16 protein-coding genes and 1 riboswitch are annotated in these 20,994 nt (G+C 67.6%); of the genes, 13 read left to right on the top strand and 3 right to left on the bottom strand.

Annotation, left to right across the window (positions count from 1 at the left end; translation table 11 throughout):
• Positions 1 to 179: 179 nt before the first annotated feature.
• On the top strand, positions 180 to 1,787 hold the full coding sequence (gene aceB, locus ACFPOB_RS14975) for a malate synthase A (RefSeq protein ID WP_377799218.1): 1,608 nt from the start codon (positions 180 to 182) through the stop codon (positions 1,785 to 1,787).
• A 270-nt stretch (positions 1,788 to 2,057) separates the two neighbouring features.
• On the opposite strand, the gene ACFPOB_RS14970 is transcribed toward aceB, so the two are convergent.
• Positions 2,058 to 2,432 carry a hypothetical protein gene (locus ACFPOB_RS14970; protein ID WP_377799217.1) on the bottom strand — a complete coding sequence of 125 codons (375 nt, stop codon included), beginning with the start codon at positions 2,430 to 2,432 and terminating at the stop codon, positions 2,058 to 2,060.
• A gap of 290 nt (positions 2,433 to 2,722) precedes the next feature.
• Here ACFPOB_RS14970 and ACFPOB_RS14965 point away from each other — a divergent pair, with 290 nt between their 5' ends.
• The 3 genes from ACFPOB_RS14965 to ACFPOB_RS14955 all read left to right on the top strand — a co-directional run bounded on the left by ACFPOB_RS14965 (position 2,723) and on the right by ACFPOB_RS14955 (position 4,890).
• Positions 2,723 to 3,256: a DUF3616 domain-containing protein gene (locus ACFPOB_RS14965; protein WP_377799216.1), complete on the top strand. Its 534-nt coding sequence runs from the start codon at positions 2,723 to 2,725 to the stop codon at positions 3,254 to 3,256.
• A 51-nt stretch (positions 3,257 to 3,307) separates the two neighbouring features.
• Complete coding sequence (locus tag ACFPOB_RS14960) at positions 3,308 to 3,871, top strand: NUDIX hydrolase (RefSeq protein ID WP_377799215.1); 564 nt, start codon at positions 3,308 to 3,310, stop codon at positions 3,869 to 3,871.
• Between the two features lie 122 nt (positions 3,872 to 3,993).
• The gene (locus ACFPOB_RS14955; protein WP_377799214.1) at positions 3,994 to 4,890 is read left to right on the top strand and encodes a hypothetical protein; all 897 of its coding nucleotides are present in this window, start codon (positions 3,994 to 3,996) and stop codon (positions 4,888 to 4,890) included.
• A 15-nt stretch (positions 4,891 to 4,905) separates the two neighbouring features.
• Here ACFPOB_RS14955 and ACFPOB_RS14950 read toward each other — a convergent pair whose 3' ends face one another.
• Positions 4,906 to 7,260, bottom strand: a complete 2,355-nt coding sequence (locus ACFPOB_RS14950; RefSeq protein WP_377799213.1) for an AI-2E family transporter — start codon at positions 7,258 to 7,260, stop codon at positions 4,906 to 4,908.
• A gap of 168 nt (positions 7,261 to 7,428) precedes the next feature.
• On the opposite strand from ACFPOB_RS14950, the gene ACFPOB_RS14945 reads away from it, so the two are divergent.
• The 9 genes from ACFPOB_RS14945 to ACFPOB_RS14905 all read left to right on the top strand — a co-directional run bounded on the left by ACFPOB_RS14945 (position 7,429) and on the right by ACFPOB_RS14905 (position 20,457).
• Positions 7,429 to 8,184, top strand: a complete 756-nt coding sequence (locus ACFPOB_RS14945; protein WP_377799212.1) for a GntR family transcriptional regulator — start codon at positions 7,429 to 7,431, stop codon at positions 8,182 to 8,184.
• A 52-nt stretch (positions 8,185 to 8,236) separates the two neighbouring features.
• A riboswitch (cobalamin riboswitch) is annotated at positions 8,237 to 8,434 on the top strand.
• A 120-nt stretch (positions 8,435 to 8,554) separates the two neighbouring features.
• The gene (locus tag ACFPOB_RS14940; RefSeq protein ID WP_377799211.1) at positions 8,555 to 10,498 is read left to right on the top strand and encodes a TonB-dependent receptor plug domain-containing protein; all 1,944 of its coding nucleotides are present in this window, start codon (positions 8,555 to 8,557) and stop codon (positions 10,496 to 10,498) included.
• Between the two features lie 106 nt (positions 10,499 to 10,604).
• On the top strand, positions 10,605 to 11,471 hold the full coding sequence (locus tag ACFPOB_RS14935) for an ABC transporter substrate-binding protein (RefSeq protein ID WP_377799210.1): 867 nt from the start codon (positions 10,605 to 10,607) through the stop codon (positions 11,469 to 11,471).
• Positions 11,472 to 11,554: 83 nt separating this feature from the next.
• The gene (locus ACFPOB_RS14930) at positions 11,555 to 12,493 is read left to right on the top strand and encodes a FecCD family ABC transporter permease (RefSeq protein WP_377799258.1); all 939 of its coding nucleotides are present in this window, start codon (positions 11,555 to 11,557) and stop codon (positions 12,491 to 12,493) included.
• Positions 12,493 to 13,284, top strand: a complete 792-nt coding sequence (locus ACFPOB_RS14925; protein ID WP_377799209.1) for an ABC transporter ATP-binding protein — start codon at positions 12,493 to 12,495, stop codon at positions 13,282 to 13,284. The genes ACFPOB_RS14930 and ACFPOB_RS14925 overlap by 1 nt, the downstream gene beginning before the upstream one ends.
• Complete coding sequence (locus ACFPOB_RS14920) at positions 13,281 to 14,288, top strand: DUF6925 family protein (RefSeq protein ID WP_377799208.1); 1,008 nt, start codon at positions 13,281 to 13,283, stop codon at positions 14,286 to 14,288. The genes ACFPOB_RS14925 and ACFPOB_RS14920 overlap by 4 nt, the downstream gene beginning before the upstream one ends.
• 104 nt (positions 14,289 to 14,392) lie before the next feature.
• Positions 14,393 to 16,000 (top strand): FMN-binding glutamate synthase family protein, encoded by a 1,608-nt coding sequence (locus ACFPOB_RS14915; protein ID WP_377799207.1) that lies wholly within the window; start codon positions 14,393 to 14,395, stop codon positions 15,998 to 16,000.
• A 157-nt stretch (positions 16,001 to 16,157) separates the two neighbouring features.
• Positions 16,158 to 17,318: an efflux RND transporter periplasmic adaptor subunit gene (locus ACFPOB_RS14910; protein WP_377799206.1), complete on the top strand. Its 1,161-nt coding sequence runs from the start codon at positions 16,158 to 16,160 to the stop codon at positions 17,316 to 17,318.
• Between the two features lie 4 nt (positions 17,319 to 17,322).
• Positions 17,323 to 20,457 carry an efflux RND transporter permease subunit gene (locus ACFPOB_RS14905; RefSeq protein WP_377799205.1) on the top strand — a complete coding sequence of 1,045 codons (3,135 nt, stop codon included), beginning with the start codon at positions 17,323 to 17,325 and terminating at the stop codon, positions 20,455 to 20,457.
• Positions 20,458 to 20,482: 25 nt separating this feature from the next.
• Here ACFPOB_RS14905 and ACFPOB_RS14900 read toward each other — a convergent pair whose 3' ends face one another.
• The gene (locus ACFPOB_RS14900) at positions 20,483 to 20,830 is read right to left on the bottom strand and encodes a hypothetical protein (RefSeq protein ID WP_377799204.1); all 348 of its coding nucleotides are present in this window, start codon (positions 20,828 to 20,830) and stop codon (positions 20,483 to 20,485) included.
• Positions 20,831 to 20,994: the final 164 nt, after the last annotated feature.

Here is a 20,994-nt window from a genome sequence, read left to right as displayed (position 1 = left end):
CGTCAACCGGCACGCCCCGCGCCGTGACACATGCTTGCAATGGCGCGCTCAGAACCGCTTTCGCTGTCAATATCGATTGTTTCTGTTTTTGATCAGATCATCTGACATTCTTCGCCATTAACGACAAAATCGTATGAGGCCATACTGCGATCACCTGATGTAGGTGAGAGATAAGAACCATGACCGCTCCGACCAGCCTGAACCTACCCGCCGGCGTCGTCGTCAAGGGCGCGCTCGCCGAGCGCTATGACGAGGTCCTGAGCCATGACGCGCTCGCCTTCGTCGCCGACCTGCAGCGCCGCTTCAACGAGACCCGCAAGCGTCTGCTCGTCCTGCGCAAGGAGCGCCAGAAGCGCTTTGACGCCGGCGAAACCCCGGACTTCCTGCCCGAGACCAAGCACATCCGCGAGGGCGACTGGAAGGTCGCAGCCATCCCGGCCGATCTGCTCGACCGCCGTGTCGAGATCACCGGCCCGGTCGACCGCAAGATGATCGTCAACGCGCTGAACTCCGGCGCCAAGGTCTTCATGGCCGATTTCGAGGACGCCTCCTCGCCGGTCTGGGCCAATATGGTGGAAGGCCAGATCAACCTGAAAGACCGCTGGGCCGGCAGGATCGACTTCACCGACGCGACCTCGGGCAAGGCCTACAAGCTCAAGGACAAGCCCGCCGTCCTGATCATACGCCCGCGCGGCTGGCACCTGCCGGAACGGCACATCGAGATCGACGGCGAGGTCGCCTCGGGCTCGCTGGTCGATTTCGGCCTCTATCTCTTCCACAACGCCAAGGCGGCGCTGGCGCAGGGTTCGGGCCCGTATTTCTATTTGCCCAAGCTCGAGAGCCACCTGGAAGCGCGCCTCTGGAACGACGTCTTCGTCGCCGCCCAGAGCGCGCTCGGCCTCAAGACCGGCACGATCAAGGCGACCGTGCTGATCGAGACCCTGCCGGCCGCCTTCGAGATGGACGAAATCCTCTACGAATTGCGCAACCACATGGCCGGCCTCAACTGCGGCCGCTGGGACTACATCTTCTCGTTCATCAAGAAGCTCGCCCGCAACAAGGCCTTCGTCCTGCCCGACCGCTCGCAGGTGGTGATGACCAAGGCCTTCCTGCGCGCCTATTCGCTGCTGCTGATCAAGACCTGCCATCGCCGCGGCGCCTTCGCGATGGGCGGCATGGCCGCCCAGATCCCGGTCAAGAACAACCCCGATGCCAACGCCGCCGCCTTCGCCAAGGTCAAGGCCGACAAGGAACGCGAGGCCGGCGACGGCCATGACGGCACCTGGGTCGCCCATCCCGACCTCGTTCCCGTCGCAATGGAGGTGTTCGACCGGCTGATGCCGCAGGCGAACCAGCTCGACAAGCTACGCGAGGACGTCTCGGTCGGCCGCGAGGATCTGCTGGAGGTGCATCAGGGCACCCGCACCGAGGAGGGCTTCCGCGAGAACATCCGCGTCGGCGTGCAGTATCTCGAAGCCTGGCTGCGCGGCCGCGGCGCGGTGCCAATCTACAACATGATGGAGGACGCCGCGACCGCCGAGATCAGCCGCGCCCAGATCTGGCAGTTCGTCCAGTATGGCGTCGCACTCGAAGGCGGCGCCAAGGTCGATGCCGAGCTGTTCAAGCGCTGCCTGCCCGAGGAGATGGCGCGGGTGAAAAGCGAGCTCGGGGCCGAGGCCTATGACAAGGGCCGCTTCCCCGAGGCGATCGACCTGTTCTCGAAGCTCTCGCTGGCGCCGGAGTTCGAGGAATTTCTGACGGTGCCGGCGTATGGGAAGCTGGGCTGAACGATAGAAGCGGGCGCCGGCATGGAAGCTGGCGTCCGCTCGGCGTTTCGTCTTCGGACAGCGCCGACGTCTCGTGGCAGCCCCGTCATTCCGAGGCTTCGTGCGGCGAAGAGCCCGGAACCCATGACCACGGTAGGGCCAGATGGTCGCTGCGGCAGCCGGAGCGCTCTAAGACCGATCCTCGTGTTCATGGTTTCTAGGCTCAGGCCGGCGGCCTGCCCTGGAATGACGAAGTGGCTCCTGCCCTCCTGCATCAATCGTCCACACGCTCTAATCGATCCCGATCACGACCTTCTCCGGCCAGCGCGGATGGCTGAACCAGATGCGGATGGTCGTCAGCGTCGACGACACCGCTTGCGTAAACACGACCGCTTCATCAACCTGATCAATGAAGAGCGTCTTTTGCGGCGTTTCCAGTTCGCCGACAAAGGAAGGGGCCGAACCTGGATCGACATCGGCGGAGCGTCCCAGCGTCATATGGGTCGATCCGTCGATCTCGGGATACACACAGACGATCAGGCAATTCGAGCTCGCGGCGACCAGGCTGCCGTTCCGCTCCAACTTGTCGACCGGGATGTCATAGTCGCCACCGCCATGGACGAAAACGATCGAGTTCACGGGTTGGATAGTGGCAGTTTGAGTCATGCTGTCGTCGCTCAGAGTATTCAGCGTCCCACCGGCAGCACCCGCGCGAAAGCCGGTATCCGCCTGCTCTCAGTCAATACCAATAAAGACACGCTCCGGCCAGCGATGATCGCTGAGCCATATTTTGATGGCCGTCATCTCTGACGGCCCCCCTGGCGTGGCCTATGCCGACCGCACCTTCTACGTCGCCGGCTCACATGGCTGCTCGCGCCATGGCGGTGAATACCGCCCCTCCTCCTTCCTGCTGGCGCGCATCCCGCCGGGCAACGGCGAGGCCGGAGCCCCCCGAATTGAGCTGGCGCGTCGCCGATCTGCTCGCCGCCGCCGATGAGGTCGCGCCCTATCTCGGCAAGCCGCTCGATGCGGGCAGCAACGGGCTCAACATCGAAGGGCTCGCGGTCGTCGGCGATCGGCTCTGGCTCGGCCTGCGCGCGCCCTCGCTCGACGGCCGTGCCTTCCTCGTCGGCGGCAGCACCGCCGAACTGTTCAAGCCGGGCAGCGAGCCGGCAACGAGCAAGCCGCAGCTCCTCGCCTTTGCCGCCGGAGCTCAGCGCGGCGTGCGCGATCTTGCCCCGCTCGCCGATGGGCGCCTGCTCATCCTCGTCGGCCCGGCGCAGGAGCAGGACGTACCCTATGCGATCCTGCTGCTCGATCCGGCCGATCCGGCCGCCGCGCGCCAGCTCGGCGAGCTGCGCGAGCGCAAGAACGCCAAGGCGGAAGCGCTCACCGTGCTGGCCGAGGGCCGCGGCGAACTGCGCGTCCTCGTCGGCTATGACAGCGTGAAGAACGGCGGCTTCGAGGAATACCGGCTGAAGCTGCGTTGATCGGATCGCTTCGCCTTCCCAGCCATCGACTGGCATGCCATGTGCTCGGCCATGAGCTTCCTCGACCGCCTCGATTCCACCGTCTCCCGCTATCTCGCCGAGGTCGCCGGCCCGCACGAGCGGCTGGCGCTGCTGCGCTGGCAAATCGGCGAGCGCCATGCCCTCGACCGGCGCGAGACGATGCCGGGCCACGTCACCACCAGCGCCTTCGTGCTCTCGCCCGACCATACGCAGATCCTGCTGATCGACCATGTCGTGATCGGCCGCTGGCTCCAGCCCGGCGGCCATTACGAGCCGGCGGCGAGCTTCCATGAATCGGCGCTGCGCGAGGCGGTGGAGGAGACCGGCGTCGCCGCCGCGGTGCTACACGCCTGGCATCGCGGCGGCGACCTGCCCTTTGCCATCGACAGCCATGAGGTGCCGGGCAACCCGCGCCGGAACGAGCCGCCGCACACCCATCATGACCTGCAATATCTGTTCGTCGCCGATCCGGCCTTGCCGCTGACTGCCCAGGAGGAGGAGGTCCATGCCGCGGCCTGGAAGCCGATCGCAGCGCTAGCGGAGATCGCGCCGCTGGCCTTCGCGCGCCTGCGTGCGCTGAAGCCGGCCAGTTGAGCCGATGGCAGGGGCTGTTGCCGCGCCGCAACAATACCCGGGTATAACGCATTTGCCGAAGAGTCCATATTGCAACTCATTCGCATTTGCTTAGGCTGGATTCGCCAACAGGATCACCAGCCATGCGCAAGCCCACCGCCGTCGCCCTCGCCGTCTCGGGGCTGCTCTCGCCCGCCTTCGCGGCCGACCTCCCCTCGCGCAAGGGCGCCCCGGCCGCGCCGCCAGTGCTCTCCGCCTGCAGCGAGAGCGAGGGCATCCCGACCGACGCCTTCGGCTTCACCACAGGCTCGGACGTCGCCGATGTCGGCTCCTTCGGCGCGAGCCTGACTTATAATGGCGGCTTCGGCGCTCGCGACGGCCGCCAGGCGGCGCACGGCCTGCAGCTCCAGGGCTCCTACGGGCTGTTCTCCTGCTTCGAGATCGGCCCCTATCTGCTCGGCGGCTACACCGACGCCACCATCGCCGGCGCCAAGGCCGACAACCGCAGCGCCGGCGCCGGCGTCGAGATGAAGTACCGCCTGCTCGGCCGCGACCTGCACGGCATCGGCCTGACCATCATCGTCGATCCCAGCTTCAACCGCACCGATCCGACAGGCGCCGGCAACTTCACCACCTACAACACCGGCCTGCGCATCTTCGCCGACAGGACGCTGGTCCCCGGCAAGCTCTACGCCGCGCTTAACCTCTCGCACGACCTGACCTGGACGGGGCCGAACCCCTATCTGCGCTCCTCGACCTTCACGGTCGGCGGCTCGCTCGCCTGGCAGGTGCTCGACGGGCTCTATCTCAGCGGCGAAGTGCGCCATCAGCGCCGCCACAACGAGCTCGGCTTCGGCAAGGAAGCGGGCTACGCCACCTTCGCCGGACCGGGCATCTTCTGGCAGGCCACCAAGCAGTTCGCGATCTCGGCGGCCTACAACATCCAGGTCGCCGGCAAGGCCAAGGGCGTGGCCGGCGATCTCGACGTCAGCAATTTCAGCCAGCACGTGCTGAAGGTGAAGGCGGCCTACAGCTTCTGAGGCACGCGGCAGCGATCACTCCGGGACCTGCTGCCCGACGGTCGCGCTTGCCTCGGTTTCCGGTTCACCGGGCTGCTGTCGCGCGCTGTCGGCGCAGGCCCGGCCGAGCGTCACGACGACATCCGCCGCGAGTTTTTCCAGCAGCTCGCGTTCGCGCTGGTCGAGCTTGCGGGCTTTCGCATCGAGGATGCAGAGCGCTCCCAGCACATGGCCGTCGGACGAACGCAGCGGCGCGCCGGCATAGAAGCGCAAGCCCCACGTCTTGGCCACGGGATTGTCGGTGAAGCGGGCATCGCGCTCGGTATCGGTGACGACCAGCGTCTCGCCGCTGGCCACGACATGGTCGCAGATCGCCGCCCGGCGTGGCAGGATCGGCCGTCCGGCCTCGTCCCGGCCGAAGCCCGACAGGTCCTTGCTGCCGCCGATCACGATCTCCTGCTCGGCATCGATCGCCGAGATCATCGCCACGTCGACGTCGAAGGCATCGGCCGCACGCTTGGCGATCGCGTCGAGATCGTCGCGCAGCGCCTCGTCGAGGAACGCCGTGCCATGGAGCGCCGCCACGCGTTCGGCATCGTCGGCCGGCATCGCTGCCACAGCCGGTTCGCTCGCTATCTCTGGCAACAGGCGCTGGACCCGGCCGATCGTCTCCTGGATCGAGGTCGCGATCTCGTCGGCGCCAATGTCCTTGCCCGCCTCGCTCGCGAGCCTCTCGGGTGAAACCGTCCAGAGGACGACGACGATCTTCAGCTCCGGCCAGCGCTGCCGCAAGCGCCGGCAGAACTGCCGGACGGCGCCGTCCGGCTCGCCGCTGAAATAATTGATGCAGACGACCGGCACGCCATCAAGATCGAGCCTGGCGACCGCGCTCTTCGTGACATGGGCGACTCTGCGCGCCTGTGTCGGAATGCCTTCCAGGCCGAAGGCATGGGCGAGCATTGCGGCTGCGATCGCATCGATCTCCCATTTGCCGCCGATGCAGACCACTGTCGGAGCGGAAGCCGCCGCCTCAGGAGCGTGCTCCTCGCGTAGCTCCTCCAGCAATGCCTCCATTCCCTCCGCGATGCGCAGGCGATGGGCCGCAGTCGCCTGGCGCCCGTAATCGTCACGGGCGAGGCGCAGCACCGCGATCCCAACCGAGTCGTAGAAGGGTACCACACCAAGCGCCTCAATCTCGCCTTCGGCGATCTCAGTCGCCTCGTCGACGTCTCCGGCGAGGAGACGCTGATAGATGCGCTCCGCCGAACTGAGCACCGGCACCGAGCCGAGCAAGGTGTCGAGGAACTGCAGTTGCGGCAGGGTCTTGCCGAGAACGAGCAGGCAGACCGTCAGCGGCGTCGACAGGATGAGGCCGACAGGGCCCCAAAGCGCGGTCCAGAACGTCGCGGCGGCGATCAGCGAGATCGCCGAAAGGCCCGTGCTGGTGCCGTAGAGCATCGGCTCGACGATGTTGTTGCTGACGATTTCGAGCCCGGCGATCAGAGCGAGCGTCCACAGCAGCATGTCCCAACCTGGATCGACCGCGAAGGCGAGCACCAGGGGGAAGATGGCGGAGATGAGAGCACCGACATACGGCACGAAGCGCAGCACTGCCGCGACGACGCCCCAGAGCGGTGCGCCGGGCACGCCGATCAGCCAGAGTCCCAGCGTCAGCGGTATGGCAAAGGAGACGTTCACCACGAGCTGCATCAAGAGGTATCGACTGATCCGCCGGCCGGCATCCTCGATCGCATCGGTCGAGCGGTGCAGATTGCCGCCGAGGATGCGCAGTAGTCGGTCGCGCAGATCGGCGCGATCGAGCAGGGCCAGAACAACGAACACGAGGACGATGCCGGCCGTCGCCAGCGGCTCCAGCGCAGCCCCCAGCCAGCCCAGCGCGGCCTGCAGCTGGGTGCCGGGCGCCGGCACGATCTCGACGCGCTGCGCCGCCGCACCCTGGGCCGCCTCCACCTCCTTCTGGAGCGAGGCGATCGCATTCAGCGCGCCGTCGAAGAGGCCGGGCGCTCTGAACTGGGCCTTGAGGTCGTTGAACTTGCCGTTGATGGTCGACTGATAGGTCGGCAGTTGCTCGCCGAGCGAGCGCAGCTGCGTGCCCAGCACGAGAAAAAGGCCGGCGAGCAGGACCAGAACGACGGTCATCACCACCGCGATGGCGATGACTTTGGGAAGGCCGCGCCGGCGCAGCCACATCACCGGCGGGTTGAGCGCAAAGCCGATCAGGAAGGCGAAGGCGAGCGGGATCAGGATATCCTGACCATAGTAAAGCGCCGCGATGATCACTGCGGCTGAGACGAGCGTCGCCGCCACGGTGACGATGTCGCTGCCGCCTGGATCGCCCGCGTCGATGCCGCCCGTCTCTCGCGGAATCATCTTTTGTCGGTCCGGCGGTGCCGTCGTCATGATCGAAGCCCCCGGCCTGCTATGGCTGGTCTTGAGAACGTGGGACGGACCACCCGGTTCCGCCTGGGCCCGCGCCGCATTGCGCACTGCAAGCCGCAGGCGTTAAGACGAGACGATCTTCAACCAATGGTGTCGGCGATGACGCGCGAAGAGGCCGGGAACGGCGCATCGGACAAGGCCGGGACGATCAGCCGGGCGCTGCGCCGCGCGATCATCGAGCGCGCGCTCGAGCCCGGCGCGGCCTTGCCCGAGGATGCGCTCGGCGAACGCTTCGGCGTCAGCCGTACGCTGGCGCGCCATGCGCTCGCCCAGCTCGCGGCCGAAGGGCTGGTCGAACTGCGCCGCAATCGCTCCGCCGTTGTGGCGACGCCGAGCTGGCAGGAGGCGCGCGACACCTTCGACATCCGAATCGAGCTCGAGCGCCTCGTGGTTCGCCAGCTCGCCGGCCGGCTGAGCAAGGCGCAGCTTGCGACCCTGCGTGCCCATGTCGATGCCGAGGATGCGGCCCGCGGCGGCCCCGATGCGATCTCGATCCGGCTCGCGACCGAATTTCACATCCTGCTCGCGCAGATGACGGAGAGCCCGATCCTCATCCGCTATGTCAGCGAGCTGTCCTATCGCTGCTGCCTGATCCTGTCGCTGTACAGCCGGCCGCATTCCTCCGAATGCGGCGTCAACGAGCATCGCCTGCTGATCGAGGCGCTCGAAAGCGGCGATGCCGACAAGGTCATGAGCCTGATGCACCACCATCTCGATTCGGTGGCGGAACGGGCACTGGTCGCGGAGGCCAAGCCACGCGGCCGGGACATCATGGCGATCCTGGCACCCTATGCGGAAGCGCCGCCGCCGACTGCGAAGGCTGCGCGGAAGCGCCCGCTCAAGGCGGCTGAATAACCGACCTCGTCGCGAAGGCGGCAAGCGAATTGACGTTGCGGCTCGTCCGCCCTACTCGTGAACGCGACGGTTCCCTCACGGGATCAAAAGGGAACGCAGTGCGGGTGGTCCGTCCACCTCATGCTGCGGCTGCCCCCGCAACTGTAAGCGGCGAGCCTTTCGCCATACGCCACTGGGACCTCGGCCCTGGGAAGGCGGCGAAGGGCAGCGACCCGCGAGCCAGGAGACCTGCCGTCAGCCGTGGTCACACGCGAACACATCGGCCGGGGTGCGCTGATGGGTGGTAGAACTGCGCGCGCCCGGTTTCGGGCGCGGGTGGGGACATCTCGTTCGCGGTGACGTGCCACTGACGTTACCGCCGAGGTTTCCCGTGTTCCGTTTGCCAAAGCCCGCCAGGAGCGGGCGTTTCTCAGTTGCCTTCCCCCTGCTCGCCGCTTCGACCCTGCTGATATCGCCCGCTGCGCTGGCGCAGTCGGGCGAGAAGCCGATCGCGCTCGACGAGATCGTGATCAGCCCGACCGGCGTTCCGACCCCGGCCAGGGAGATCGGCAGCTCCGTCACCGTCATCACCGCCAAGGAGATCGAACGCCAGCAGCGCCGCACCTTGCCGCAGGCGCTCGCCGCCGTCCCCGGGCTCAACATCGTCCAGACCGGCGGGCCGGGCGGGCTCACCTCGGTCTTCATGCGCGGCACCAACTCCAACCACGTCAAGGTGCTGATCGACGGCATCGAGGTGAACGATCCCTCGACGCCGAACCGCTCCTTCGATTTCGGCCAGATGCTGACCCGCGACATCGAGCGAATCGAGGTGCTGCGCGGCCCGCAGAGCGGTCTCTATGGCGCCAATGCGCTCGGCGGCGTCATCTCGATCACCAGCAAGCGCGGCGAGGGGCCGCCGAAGGTAACGGCGTCGGTCGAAGCCGGCTCCTATGGCACCTTCAACCAGAGCCTCGGGGTCAGCGGCGGCGACGACCGCTTCGACTATGCCTTCGGCGTCAGCCATTTCCGGGCGGATTCGACACCGGTGACACCGCCGGAGCTGGTTCCGGCCGGCCGGCGGCGCAATCCCAACTCCTATGACAACTGGAGCTATTCCGCCCGCCTCGGCGCACGCCTGACCGACACGCTGAGCGTCAACTGGGTCGGCCGCTATATCGACGGGCAATTGCTGTTCACAGGCGATACCGGCTTCCCGAGCCGCCCGAGCAGCTTCCGCTCCAGCCAGAACTATCGCCAGGCCTTCACCCGCGGCGAGGTCGTCTGGGACCCGCTGGGCGGGCAGTTCGTCAACCGCTTCGGCGTCTCCTACAGCAACCAGGATCGCTCCAATCGCCGGCCTAACGCCTTCGGCGTCCTCGACGTGCCGACCGAGAACCTCGGCGAGCGCATCAAATACGACTGGCGTGGCGACCTGAAGCTCACCCAGAGCCAAACCCTGGTGATGGGCCTGCAATACGAGACCGAGCGCTTCGACACCTCTAACCGGACGGTCTCGAACGGCAACCGGGGCGCATTCGTCGAATTGCAGTCGAACTGGACCGACCGCTTCTTCACCACCGCCAATATCCGCTACGATGACGACGACAAGTTCGGCGGCCACACCACCTATCGCATCGCACCGGTCTTCATCGTGCCAGGCACCGACACCAAGCTGAAGGCGAGCTACGGCACCGGCTTCAAGGCGCCGACGCTGAGCGAGCGCTTCAGCGATTCACGCCCTGCCTTCAACTTCTACGGCAATCCCGACCTGAAGCCGGAGGAGAGCCGCGGCTGGGATGTCGGCTTCGAGCAGCCTTTGCTGAACGGGCAGGTCAATGTCGGCGCGACCTATTTCCACAACGACATCGACAACCTGATCGTGACCAATCGCAGCTTCACCTCCTATGAGAACGTCGGGCGGGCCACGACCAAGGGCGTCGAGGCCTTCGCGGCGCTGGAGCTGACGCCTCAGTTCAAGGTTCGCGCCGATTACACCTTCACCCTCGCCAAGGACGAGATCGCGCGCTGGGAGCTGCTGCGCCGCCCGCGCCACAAGGCCAGCGTCACCGCGAGCTGGATGCCGATCGAGAAGCTGACACTGTCGGCGACGCTGATCTATCTTGGCGAGCGCGTCGACGGGAATCGCGACTTCTCGATCTCGCGCATGCGCGCGCCCGGCGCCGCCATCGTCAACCTCGCCGCCGACTACAAGGTCGACGAGAAGCTCACCGTGTTCGGCCGCGTCGATAACCTGTTCGACAAGCGCTACGAGAATCCGGTCGGCTTCCTGGTGCCGGGCCTCAGCGCCTTCGGCGGGATCAGGGTGAGCCTGTGAGAGGGCTGCGAACCGCCACCGTCATGCTCGTCCTTGTGGCGAGCACCCAAGTCGTGAAAACGGCATTTGGTCAAGCAAGACGTGGATGTTCGGGACAGGCCCGCCCATGACGAGAAGGGTAGGCTTCGCGCTTGCGCTCGGCCTCTGTCTGGCTGCGTTCGGCGGCCTCGCCCATGCGGACGACGCCCCGGCGAGGCCCCAGCGCATCGTCTCGCTCAACATGTGCACCGACGAGCTGGTGCTGCGGCTCGCCAGGCCGGAGCACGTCGCCTCGGTGACCTGGCTGTCGCAGGATCCGCGCAACGCCAACATGGCTGCGCGCGCCCTGACGATCCCGGCCAATCACGGGCTGGTCGAGGAGGTGCTGGCCCACAAGCCAGACCTCGTCGTCGCCGGCGCCTATACGACACGCTCGACCGTCGCGCTGCTGAAGCGCGTCGGCACGGCGGTCCGGGAGTTCGGCGTGCCGGGGAACCTTGCCGAGATGCGCGCGCAAATCCGCGACATGGCCAAGCTGCTCGGCGAGCTGCAGAACGGCGAAGCGCTGATCGCGGAGATCGACGCGCGTCTGGCCGCGCTGGCGGATCGCCCTCGCCCGGCGCATCCGCGTGCGATCGTGCTGCGCCCGAACGGCTTCACCACCGGGCGCGGCTCGCTGGTCGACGAGATCCTGACGGCGGCGGGGCTGACCAACCTCGCCGCCGAGCTCGGCATCGACAACTACGGCCAGATCGCGCTCGAGACCGTCGCGCTGGGCCAGGCCGACATCCTGATCCTCAACACCACGCCGGACGGCCCGCCCTCGCTGGCGCACGAGATCCTGCATCACCCGGTCCTCGCCCGGCTCGGCGACCGGCTGAAGCTCGTCGCCTTGCCCTCGAAGCTCTGGACCTGCGCAGGTCCGGCCGTGATCGACGCGATCGAACTGCTGCTCGATGCGACCGCGCCGACGCCGGCCGGAAAACGCCCATGAGCAGCGCGGCCATGCCCTCCTCCGCATCCGACCGGGCCTCCTATTGGCGGCTCGTCGCTCTCTTGGTTGCCGCGACACTCGCCATGGCGGCGCTGTCGCTCGCGGTCGGCTATGCCCGGCTCGACCTGTTCGCCGCATTCGGCGACTGGCTCGCCGGCCGCCAGAGCCTGCCCGCGCTCGTGCTGGTCGAACTCCGCCTGCCGCGCGCCATCCTCGGCGCGCTGGTCGGCTTCAGCCTCGGCCTCGCCGGCGCGGCGATGCAGGGTCTTTTGCGCAATCCGTTGGCCGAGCCCGGCATCGTCGGCATCTCCAGTGCCGCCGCCTTCGGCGCGGTCATCGTGTTCTATTCGGGGTTCGCCGGCGCGTTCGCGCTCGCTTTGCCGCTCGGCGGCATCGCCGGGGCGCTGCTGGCCGTGCTGCTGCTCTTCGCCCTCAATGGCCGCGGCGCCGGCACGATGACGCTGATCCTCGCCGGCGTCGCCATCAACAGCTTCGCCGGGGCGATGACCTCGCTCGCCCTCAACCTCGCGCCCAACCCCTACGCCGCGCTGGAGATCGTGTTCTGGCTGATGGGCTCGCTCGCCGACCGCAGCCTGATCCATGTCTGGCTGGTGCTGCCGCTGATGCTGGTCGGCTGGACCCTGCTGCTCTCCAGCGCGCCGGCGCTCGACGGCCTCACCCTCGGCGAGGACACGGCGCGCAGCCTCGGCTTCGACCTGACCTGGCTGCGGGTGCGATTGATCGGCGGCGCGGCCCTCGCCGTCGGCAGCGCCGTCGCCGTCACCGGCGCGATCGGCTTCGTCGGGCTCGTCGTGCCGCACCTCTTACGCCCGCTGGTCGGCCACAAGCCCGGCCGGCTCCTGCTGGTCAGCGGTTTCGGCGGCGCGATCCTGCTGCTCGCCGCGGACACGGCGCTGCGGCTCATGCCGATCCGGCCCGAACTCAAGCTCGGCGTCGTCACCGCGCTGATCGGCGCGCCCTTCCTGTTCAGCCTGATCCAGCGCCTGCGGCGGGAGGCGTGATGCGTATCGAAGCGAACGGCATCGCGATCGCCTTCGACGGCAAGCCGATCCTCACCGGGATCGATCTTGCGCTACGGCCGGGCGAGCTTGTCGGGCTGATCGGCGCCAATGGCGCCGGCAAGACCACCTTGCTGCGCATCCTAGCCGACCTGCTGCCGCCGTTGGCGGGAAAAGTGCTCTATGACGGCAAGGCCGCCAGGACGCTGCGACGCCGCGCTCTTGCACAGCGGCTCGCCTTCCTCGCTCAGGGCGGCAACGTGCAATGGCAGATGCGGGCCGAGGCCGTCGTCGCGCTCGGCCGCCTGCCGCATCGTCGCCCCTTCGCCGACCTGGCCGAGGCCGATCGCACCGCGATCACCAAGGCTTTCGCCGCGACGGATGCGAGCGCCTTCCGCGAACGCAGCCTGGATAGCCTCTCCGGCGGTGAGCGCATGCGCGTGCTGCTGGCGCGGGCACTGGCGGTCGAGGCGGAGATGCTGCTCGCCGACGAACCGCTGGTCGGGCTCGACCCGCGCCATCAGCTCGAGGCGATGGCGCTGTTCAGGCGCATCGCCGCCGCCGGCACCGGCGTCGTCGTGGTGCTGCACGATCTCTCGCTCGCCGGGCGCTTCTGCGACCGGCTCGTCCTGCTCGAAAGCGGCCGCATCCTCGCCGACGGGCCCCCCGCCACGGTGCTCGACGACGGCAACCTTGCCCGCGCCTTCGGTATTGCTGTCGCGCGCGGCGAGCGTGACGGCGAAGATTTCGTCCTGCCCTGGCAGGCTCTCAACCACGGAGAACCCGGCCGATGACGGCAGAGGATGTAACCAGCCTGATCCGCCAGGAACTCGCGACGGCGACGACGCAGTGGTCTCTCGGCACCTTCGGCGCCATTGCCGAATTCCTGCGCGATCCCGGTGAGCCGGTCGAACTCGGCGACGGGCCGGGCCGGCTCTTCGTCGTCACCGCGCGCGGCGGCATCGGCTTCGACGATCTCTCTGAGGTCAGGCTCTTCGCCTCGGAGACCGCCGTCGGCCAGGGCTGGAGCCATCGCGTCGCGCTCTGCCTGCCGGAGGCCGCCTGCGCGATGAACCGGCGCAGCGTCCTGACGGAGCTTGGACCCGACGAAGCGGCGCTGCGGCCACAAGATCGCAGCGACATCCTGTTCGACATGGGCCTCGGCACGCTGCAGGTCGACATCTGCATCCGCACCGGCGATCCCGCGCTGATCGCGACCTTGCGCTCCGCCGCCGGCAGGAGCCTGTTCGAGGCCGGCAATCCGGCGATGGGCGCGATCGTGGCGGAGGGGCCGCATCGCGTCTTCATGGCGCGCCCCGGCCGCTGCGAGGTTTACCAGCCGATCCCGCCGGCCGACGGCAAAAGCCCGGAAGGGCCGCACACCCATGTCCTGCCGCAATTGCTGCGCAGCGGCCGCACCCATGCGGCGACCGAGCGGGTGCCGGAGGGGTGGGTCCCCTTTGCCCATCTCGTCCCGGCCCATCCGCTGAAGGATGCGATGGGCCGGCCACGGCCCTGGGACGACGCGGCACATGAGCGTTTCCAGGCGCTCCTCGCCGCCACCGGCGACCCGGAGCTGACGGCGCTGAAGCAGCAGGTTCTGACGGCGATCAGCTCCGGCTCCACCCCCGCGAACTTCCGCGAACCAGCAAACAAATTCGCCCGCCACACCTTGCGCGTCAGCTTACGGCAGTTGCGGGCCGGCCCGAAGCTGCCGGGCCTGTCGCGCTGGCTCGAAGCCTTCGACAAGCAGGAGCCGGCAAGCGAAGACGGCGCCGACGCCTACGGCCATGGCTGACGACAGGGCGGAGCCCGGATCACCTCGAGGTGCCGGGCCACGATGCCTTTACACCGGCTCGAAACTACGGGGAGATAGCGCCCTCGTTCGGATGGGCCTTGACGATGACGTTGCGATTGAGCCGTTTCAGCACCCTCACCCTCTGTATTCTGATCGCTCTCGTCGCGATCCCGCTGGCCTTCCACTATCACTGGCTCTGGCTGCCCGGCCTGCTTGCCTTGGCGCTCGCGCTGCTCGGTCTCTGGGATCTCGCCCAGACCGAGCACGCGATCCGGCGCAACTACCCTGTGATCGGCCATATCCGCTGGTTCGCCGAGCTGGTCCGTCCCGAGCTGCGCCAATACCTGTTCGAGGCGGACGAGGAAGCGGCGCCGTTCTCGCGCTCGCAGCGCTCTTTGGTCTATCGCCGCGCCAAGAACCTCGCCGGCGACCATCCCTTCGGCACGCTGCTCGACGTCTATCGCGACGGCTACGAGTTCATCGGCCATTCGACCCGGCCGGCGCCGGTCTCCGATCCCGAGAGCTTCCGCATCACCATCGGCAACGGCCAGTGCCGGCAGCCCTATTCGGCTTCGGTCTTCAACATCTCGGCGATGAGCTTCGGCTCGCTCTCGGCCAATGCGATCCGGGCGCTCAACATCGGAGCCCGCCTCGGCCGCTTCAGCCATGACACCGGCGAAGGCAGCATCAGCCCCTATCACCGCGAGGGCGGCGGCGACATCGTCTGGGAACTCGGCAGCGGCTATTTCGGCTGCCGCGACGACAAGGGCCGCTTCGATCCCGAGCGCTTCGCCGAGCAAGCGGTCGCGCCCCAGGTCAAGATGATCGAGATCAAGCTGAGCCAGGGCGCGAAGCCCGGCCATGGCGGCATCCTGCCGGCGCCGAAGGTCACGCCCGAGATCGCCGCGACCCGCGGCGTGCCGATCGGGCAAGACTGCATCTCGCCGCCGAGCCACAGCGCCTTCTCGACGCCGCTGGAAATGATGGCCTTCATCGCGCAACTCCGCGAGCTCTCGGGCGGCAAGCCCGTCGGCTTCAAGCTCTGCCTCGGCCATCCCTGGGAGTTCATGGGCATGGTCAAGGCGATGCTGGAGAGCGGCGTCGTGCCCGACTTCATCGTCGTAGACGGTGCCGAGGGCGGCACCGGCGCCGCTCCCGTGGAGTTCAGCGACCATATCGGCCTGCCGATGCGCGAGGGCCTGCTCTTCGTCCACAATGTGCTGGTCGGCGCCGGCCTGCGCGACAAGGTCAAGATCGGCGCCGCCGGGCGCATCGTCAGCGCCTTCGACATCGCCAGCGTCCTCGCCATCGGCGCCGACTGGGCCAATGCGGCTCGCGGCTTCATGTTCGCGCTCGGCTGCGTCCAGTCTTTGTCCTGCAACACCAATCGCTGCCCGACCGGCGTCGCCACCCAGGACGGCGTGCGCCAGCGGGCGCTCGTGGTGCCGGACAAGGCGCAGCGCGTCCAGCGCTTCCACGCCAACACGCTGCACGCGCTGGCCGACATGCTGGCGGCGGCCGGCCTGACCCATCCCGAGCAGCTCGGCCCCCACCATCTCGTGCGCCGGGTCAGCGCCACCGAGATCCGCCTGTTCTCCGACCTGCACGTCTTTCTGCAGCCCGGCGAATTGCTGACCGGGCTCTGCGAGCACGCCTTCTATCGCCGCAACTGGGAGCTCGCCCGCACAGACAGCTTCGACAGATCCTCGTGAGCGCATTCATGCAGCGACGAGGACAAACACTGACGCGTATCGCAGGCGCGTAACAAGACCGTAGCCTTCTCGAGAGAAAATGCTCAGTATCGACGCGGGATAGGATACGCGCTCCGTGCCTGTCGATAGAGCGGAGCGAACGGCGAAGGAAGATGCGATGTCCGAGCGTTCACGGATGGCACGCGCGAAGCGGATGGCTTCGACCTTGTCTCTCTCCGCCGTGGTGCTTGCCGCCGCCCTGGCCTTCGGATCGGGAACCGGCGCCCTCGCCCAGCAGCCCGCGCCCGCCGCTGTCCCGGTCGGCACCGTGATGGCCGAGAAGCGCGCGATCACGCCGACTGCCGACTTCGTCGGGCGCATCGAGGCGGTCAATCGCGTCGACATCCGCGCCCGCGTCACCGGCTTTCTCGAGGACGTGCTGTTCAAGGACGGCTCGGCCGTGGCCGAGGGCGCGCCCCTCTTCCGCATCGAGCGCGCGCCGTTTCAAGCGGCGGTCGAGCAGGCGCAGGGTGCGCTGGAGCGGGCCCAGGGCACCCTTCAGAACGCCGTTGTGCAGCGCCAGCGCGCCGAGGATCTCCTGCGCACCAATGCCGGCTCGGTCGCCATCCGCGACCAGCGCGTCGCCGAGGAAAAGGGCGCCCAGGGCGACCAGACCACCGCCGAGGCCAATCTGAAGACAGCCCAAATCAATCTCGGCTACACCGAGATCAAGGCGCCGATCGCCGGCCGGATCGGCCGCACCAAGGTGACAAAGGGCAATGTCGTCGGGCCCGACAGCGGCGTCTTGGCGCAGATCGTCAGCGACAACCCGATGTATGTCACCTTCCCGGTCAGCCAGCGCGAGTTCCTGGCCCTGAAGACGAACCGTCTGCCGGCGGATGGCCAGGCGCCGCTCGTCAGCCTGACGTTCTCCGACGGCTCGACCTATGACCAGAAGGGCCGCGTCGATTTCGTCGACGTCTCGGTCGAGCGCGGCACCGACACCGTGCTGGTGCGCGCCACCTTGCCCAATCCGAACGGCCAGCTGCTCGACGGCACGCTGGTGCGTGTCGGCGTCCAGGCGCCTCAGAGCGAAGAGAAGGTGCTGGTGCCGCAATCGGCACTGATCGCCGACCAGCAGGGCTCCTATGTCTTCGCCGTCGAGGACGGCAAGGCGGTGGCCAAACGCGTCAAGGTCGGTGCCGAGGCCGGCGCTTATGTCGCGATCGATCAGGGCCTTTCCGGCAACGAGCAGATCGTCATCCAGGGTCTGCAGAACCTCCGGCCCGGCGTGCCGGTGCTGGCTTCGCCCGTGACCCCGCCGGTCGGGCGGAGCTGAACCGATGCTGAGCTCCGTCTTCGTCGACCGGCCCCGGCTGGCGATCGTCATCGCGCTCGTCACCACGATCGCCGGCCTGATCTCGCTGTTCGCGATTCCCGTCGCGCAGTATCCCGACATCGTGCCGCCGCAGATCTCGGTGCGGGCCGTCTACCCCGGCGCCTCGGCCGCCGTGGTCGAGCAGACCGTGGCGCAGCCGATCGAGGCGCAGATCGTCGGCACCGACAAGATGCTCTACATGAAGAGCGTCAGCGGCAATGACGGCAGCTATTCGCTGCAGGTCTCGTTCGAGCTCGGCACCAATGCCGACATCAACAACGTCAACGTCAACAACCGCGTCCAGCTAGCCCTCTCGAAGCTGCCGCAGGAAGTCCAGCGCAGCGGCGTCACGGTCAAGAAGCAGTCCTCGGCGCTGCTCGGCGTCATCGCCGTCTATGCGCCGAAGGGCAATTACGACACGTTGTTCGTCTCGAACTACGTCACCATCAACCTGCTGGACGCGATCAAGTCGACGGCCGGCGTCGGCGATGCCATGCTGTTCGGCGCGCAGGACTACGCGATCCGCGCCTGGATCCGCACCGACAGCCTGACCGGCCTCAACCTGACAACCGGCGACATCATCGCCGCCATCCAGGGCCAGAACGCGCAGGCGGCGGTCGGCCGCATCGGCGCGCGCCCGATCTCCGACGACCAGCAGCTCCAGCTCAACATCCAGACCAAGGGCCGCCTGACCTCGCCCGAGGAGTTCGGCAAGATCGTGCTGCGCACCAATGCCGACGGCTCCGTGCTGCGGCTCTCGGACGTGGCTCGCCTCGAGCTCGGCGCCGCCAATCTCGACCGCGACACCCGCCTCAACGGCGGCCCGGCCGTGCTGATCGGCGTCTACCAGGCGCCGGGCGCCAACGCCCTCACCGCCCTCGATTCGGTCAAGAAGACCATCGGCGACCTCGAAAAATCCTTCCCCGACGGGCTCGCCTGGAAGGTCACCTATGACCCGACCGCCTTCGTCACGGCGACGATTCACGAGGTGCAGAAGACGCTGATCGAGGCCTTCGTCCTCGTCGTGCTCGTCGTCTACATCTTCCTCGGCAATCTCAGGGCGACGCTGATCCCGACCGTCGCCGTGCCGGTCAGCCTGGTCGGCGCCTTCATCGTCCTCAACGCCATCGGCTATTCCGCCAACACCGTCTCGCTGCTCGCGGTGGTGCTCGCCATCGGCATCGTCGTCGACGACGCGATCGTCGTGATCGAGAATGTCGAGCGCGTGATGGAGGAGCATCCCGAGCTGACACCGGCCGAGGCGACCAAGCGCGCCATGGGCGAGATCGTCGCCCCGATCATCGCGATCACGCTGGTGCTGCTCTCGGTCTTCGTGCCGGTCGCCTTCATCCCCGGCATTTCCGGCGAGCTCTTCCGCCAGTTCGCCGTCACCGTCGCGGTCGCGATGGTGCTGTCGGCGATCAACGCGCTGACCCTGTCGCCGGCACTCTGCGCCATCCTGCTGAAGCCGCATCACGGGCCGCGGCGCGGGCCGATCGGCCACATCATGCGCGGCATCGACTGGACGCGCGACCGATATGGCGACGGCGTGGCGCGCCTTGTGCGCATCTCGGCCATCAGCCTTGCCCTGACCGCGGCCTTTGGCGCCGGCATCTACGCCATGGGACGGATCACGCCGACCGGCTTCCTGCCCGAGGACGATCAGGGCGCCTTCTTCGTCGTCGCGCAATTGCCCGACGGCGCCTCGATCGGCCGGACCTCGGCGCTCGCCGCCGAGGTCGAGGGCATCCTGAAGACCGAGAAGGCGATCGCGGACTATTCCACTGTCATCGGCCTCAACTTCATCGACAATTATTCCCAGCCCAATGCCGGCTTCTTCGTGGTGACGCTGAAGCCGTTCGACCAGCGCACCAGCCCGGAGGACACGGCCCCGGCGGTCATCGCCCGCCTCGCCCAGAAATTCCGCAGCGTGCGCGACGGCAATGTCGTCCCGGTCGCGCCCCCACCGATCATCGGCCTCGGTACCGGCGGCGGCTTCAGCTACGTGCTGATGGACATGGGCTCCTCGGATCCGAAGGCGCTGGGCAGAGCCCTGCGCGGGCTCACCGTCGCCGCCAACCAGGACCCGCAACTGCGGCGGGTGTTCTCGACCTTCTCGGATTCGGCACCGTCGATCTATCTCGACATCGACCGCGACAAGGTCCAGATCCTCGGTGTCGCGCTGAGCGACGTGTTCCAGGCCCTGCAGGCCTCGCTCGGCGGCTACTACGTCAACGACATGAACCTGTTCGGCCGCACCTGGCAGGTCCAGGTCCAGGCCGAAGGCGCTGATCGCGCCTCGGTCAACGACATCTATCGCATCAACGTCCGCAACAAGTCCGGCGAGATGGTTCCGCTGCGCTCATTCGTGGAAGCGCGGGTCGAGGTCGGCCCGCAGGCGCTCATCCGCTACAACAATCGCCTGGCGGTGACGCTCCAGGGCTCGCCCGCCCCGGGCGTCTCCTCGGGCCAGGCGCTGAAGGCGATGGAAGCGGTGGCGGCCAAGACGCTGTCGACCGGCTATCGCGGGGAATGGACCGACGTCTCCTTCCAGGAGAAGCGGGCCGAAGGGCAGACGGCGATCATCCTCGCCTTCGCATTGCTCTTCGCCTATCTCTTCCTGGTCGCGCTCTATGAGAGCTGGACCATTCCCGTGCCGGTGCTGCTCTCGGTGGCGGTCGGCGTGCTCGGCGCCTTCGTCGCCATCGTGCTCGCCAAGCTGACGCTCGACCTCTACGCCCAGATCGGCATCGTCGTGCTGATCGGCCTCGCCGCCAAGAACGGCATCCTGATCGTCGAGTTCGCCAAGGAGCTGCGCGAGAAGGGCCATCCGCTGCTGCACGCCGCGACCGAGGGCGCGCGCCTGCGCTTTCGCCCGGTGATGATGACCTCCTTCGCCTTCATCCTCGGCCTGCTGCCGCTGGTGATCGCGGAGGGGCCGTCGAAGCTCGCCAGGCGCGATGTCGGCACGCCGGTCTTCGGCGGCATGCTCGCAGCATCCTTCATCGGAATCTTCGTGATCCCGGCGCTCTATGTCGTCTTCCAGGGCCTGCGCGAGCGGCTGCGGCCCTCGACGCGGCCGAAAGGGGAGCAGGCCTGAGGCGGGCCGGCGCGCTGACGGGCGGTCACGCCGGCCCGTCGATGACGATGCAATCCTGTCCTGCGGCTGCCATCGCGTTCAGCTGCGCCAGCGCGATCGGAAGCAGCTCGGGACGGCGACCGAAGCGGAACTGGACGAGACGCGGCAGCTGCAGCAGCCGCGCATCGTCCTCGCTCAGCGCGAGCTCGACATGGTCGAGACGCGCCGCCAGCCGGATCACCTCGCGGCCAGCGCAGGCCAGATCCTGATCGGTGCGTTCGAGGCAAAGCAGGTCTTCAACCCGCGGCAACTGACGGCTGCCGCGCTGCCGGCCACATGCGATATGCAGGATGTCCAGCGGATCGCCCGCCGAAGCGAAGCCCCGCGAGAGCACCAGGAGGTGCCCGTCCTGGGTGAAGGCTCCTCGACCTCGAAGCCGTCCACTCCGCTCTCCAAATCGGCGGGCCGCCCGTTCTGTCGCCCGATATGTGGGAGCCTGGTTCGGGACCGATCCTGCAGCGTGAAGCGCATCATCGCAAATTCCCGCATTGCCGAGCG

Origin of the sequence: Allobosea eneae, from assembly GCF_042657265.1 — a bacterium.
GTDB classification, from domain to species: Bacteria; Pseudomonadota; Alphaproteobacteria; order Rhizobiales; family Beijerinckiaceae; genus Allobosea; species Allobosea eneae.
The sequence above is the reverse complement of the archived record's forward strand: the minus strand, read 5'-3'. Positions and strand labels throughout refer to the sequence as shown.

Coding starts and splice junctions, on each gene's coding strand:
- aceB (WP_377799218.1), top strand. CDS start 180: ATGACCGCTCCGACCAGCCTGAACCTACCCGCCGGCGTCGTCGTCAAG.
- ACFPOB_RS14970 (WP_377799217.1), bottom strand. CDS start 2,432: ATGACTCAAACTGCCACTATCCAACCCGTGAACTCGATCGTTTTCGTC.
- ACFPOB_RS14960 (WP_377799215.1), top strand. CDS start 3,308: ATGAGCTTCCTCGACCGCCTCGATTCCACCGTCTCCCGCTATCTCGCC.
- ACFPOB_RS14955 (WP_377799214.1), top strand. CDS start 3,994: ATGCGCAAGCCCACCGCCGTCGCCCTCGCCGTCTCGGGGCTGCTCTCG.
- ACFPOB_RS14950 (WP_377799213.1), bottom strand. CDS start 7,260: ATGATTCCGCGAGAGACGGGCGGCATCGACGCGGGCGATCCAGGCGGC.
- ACFPOB_RS14945 (WP_377799212.1), top strand. CDS start 7,429: ATGACGCGCGAAGAGGCCGGGAACGGCGCATCGGACAAGGCCGGGACG.
- ACFPOB_RS14935 (WP_377799210.1), top strand. CDS start 10,605: ATGACGAGAAGGGTAGGCTTCGCGCTTGCGCTCGGCCTCTGTCTGGCT.
- ACFPOB_RS14930 (WP_377799258.1), top strand. CDS start 11,555: ATGGCGGCGCTGTCGCTCGCGGTCGGCTATGCCCGGCTCGACCTGTTC.
- ACFPOB_RS14925 (WP_377799209.1), top strand. CDS start 12,493: ATGCGTATCGAAGCGAACGGCATCGCGATCGCCTTCGACGGCAAGCCG.
- ACFPOB_RS14920 (WP_377799208.1), top strand. CDS start 13,281: ATGACGGCAGAGGATGTAACCAGCCTGATCCGCCAGGAACTCGCGACG.
- ACFPOB_RS14915 (WP_377799207.1), top strand. CDS start 14,393: ATGACGTTGCGATTGAGCCGTTTCAGCACCCTCACCCTCTGTATTCTG.
- ACFPOB_RS14910 (WP_377799206.1), top strand. CDS start 16,158: ATGTCCGAGCGTTCACGGATGGCACGCGCGAAGCGGATGGCTTCGACC.
- ACFPOB_RS14905 (WP_377799205.1), top strand. CDS start 17,323: ATGCTGAGCTCCGTCTTCGTCGACCGGCCCCGGCTGGCGATCGTCATC.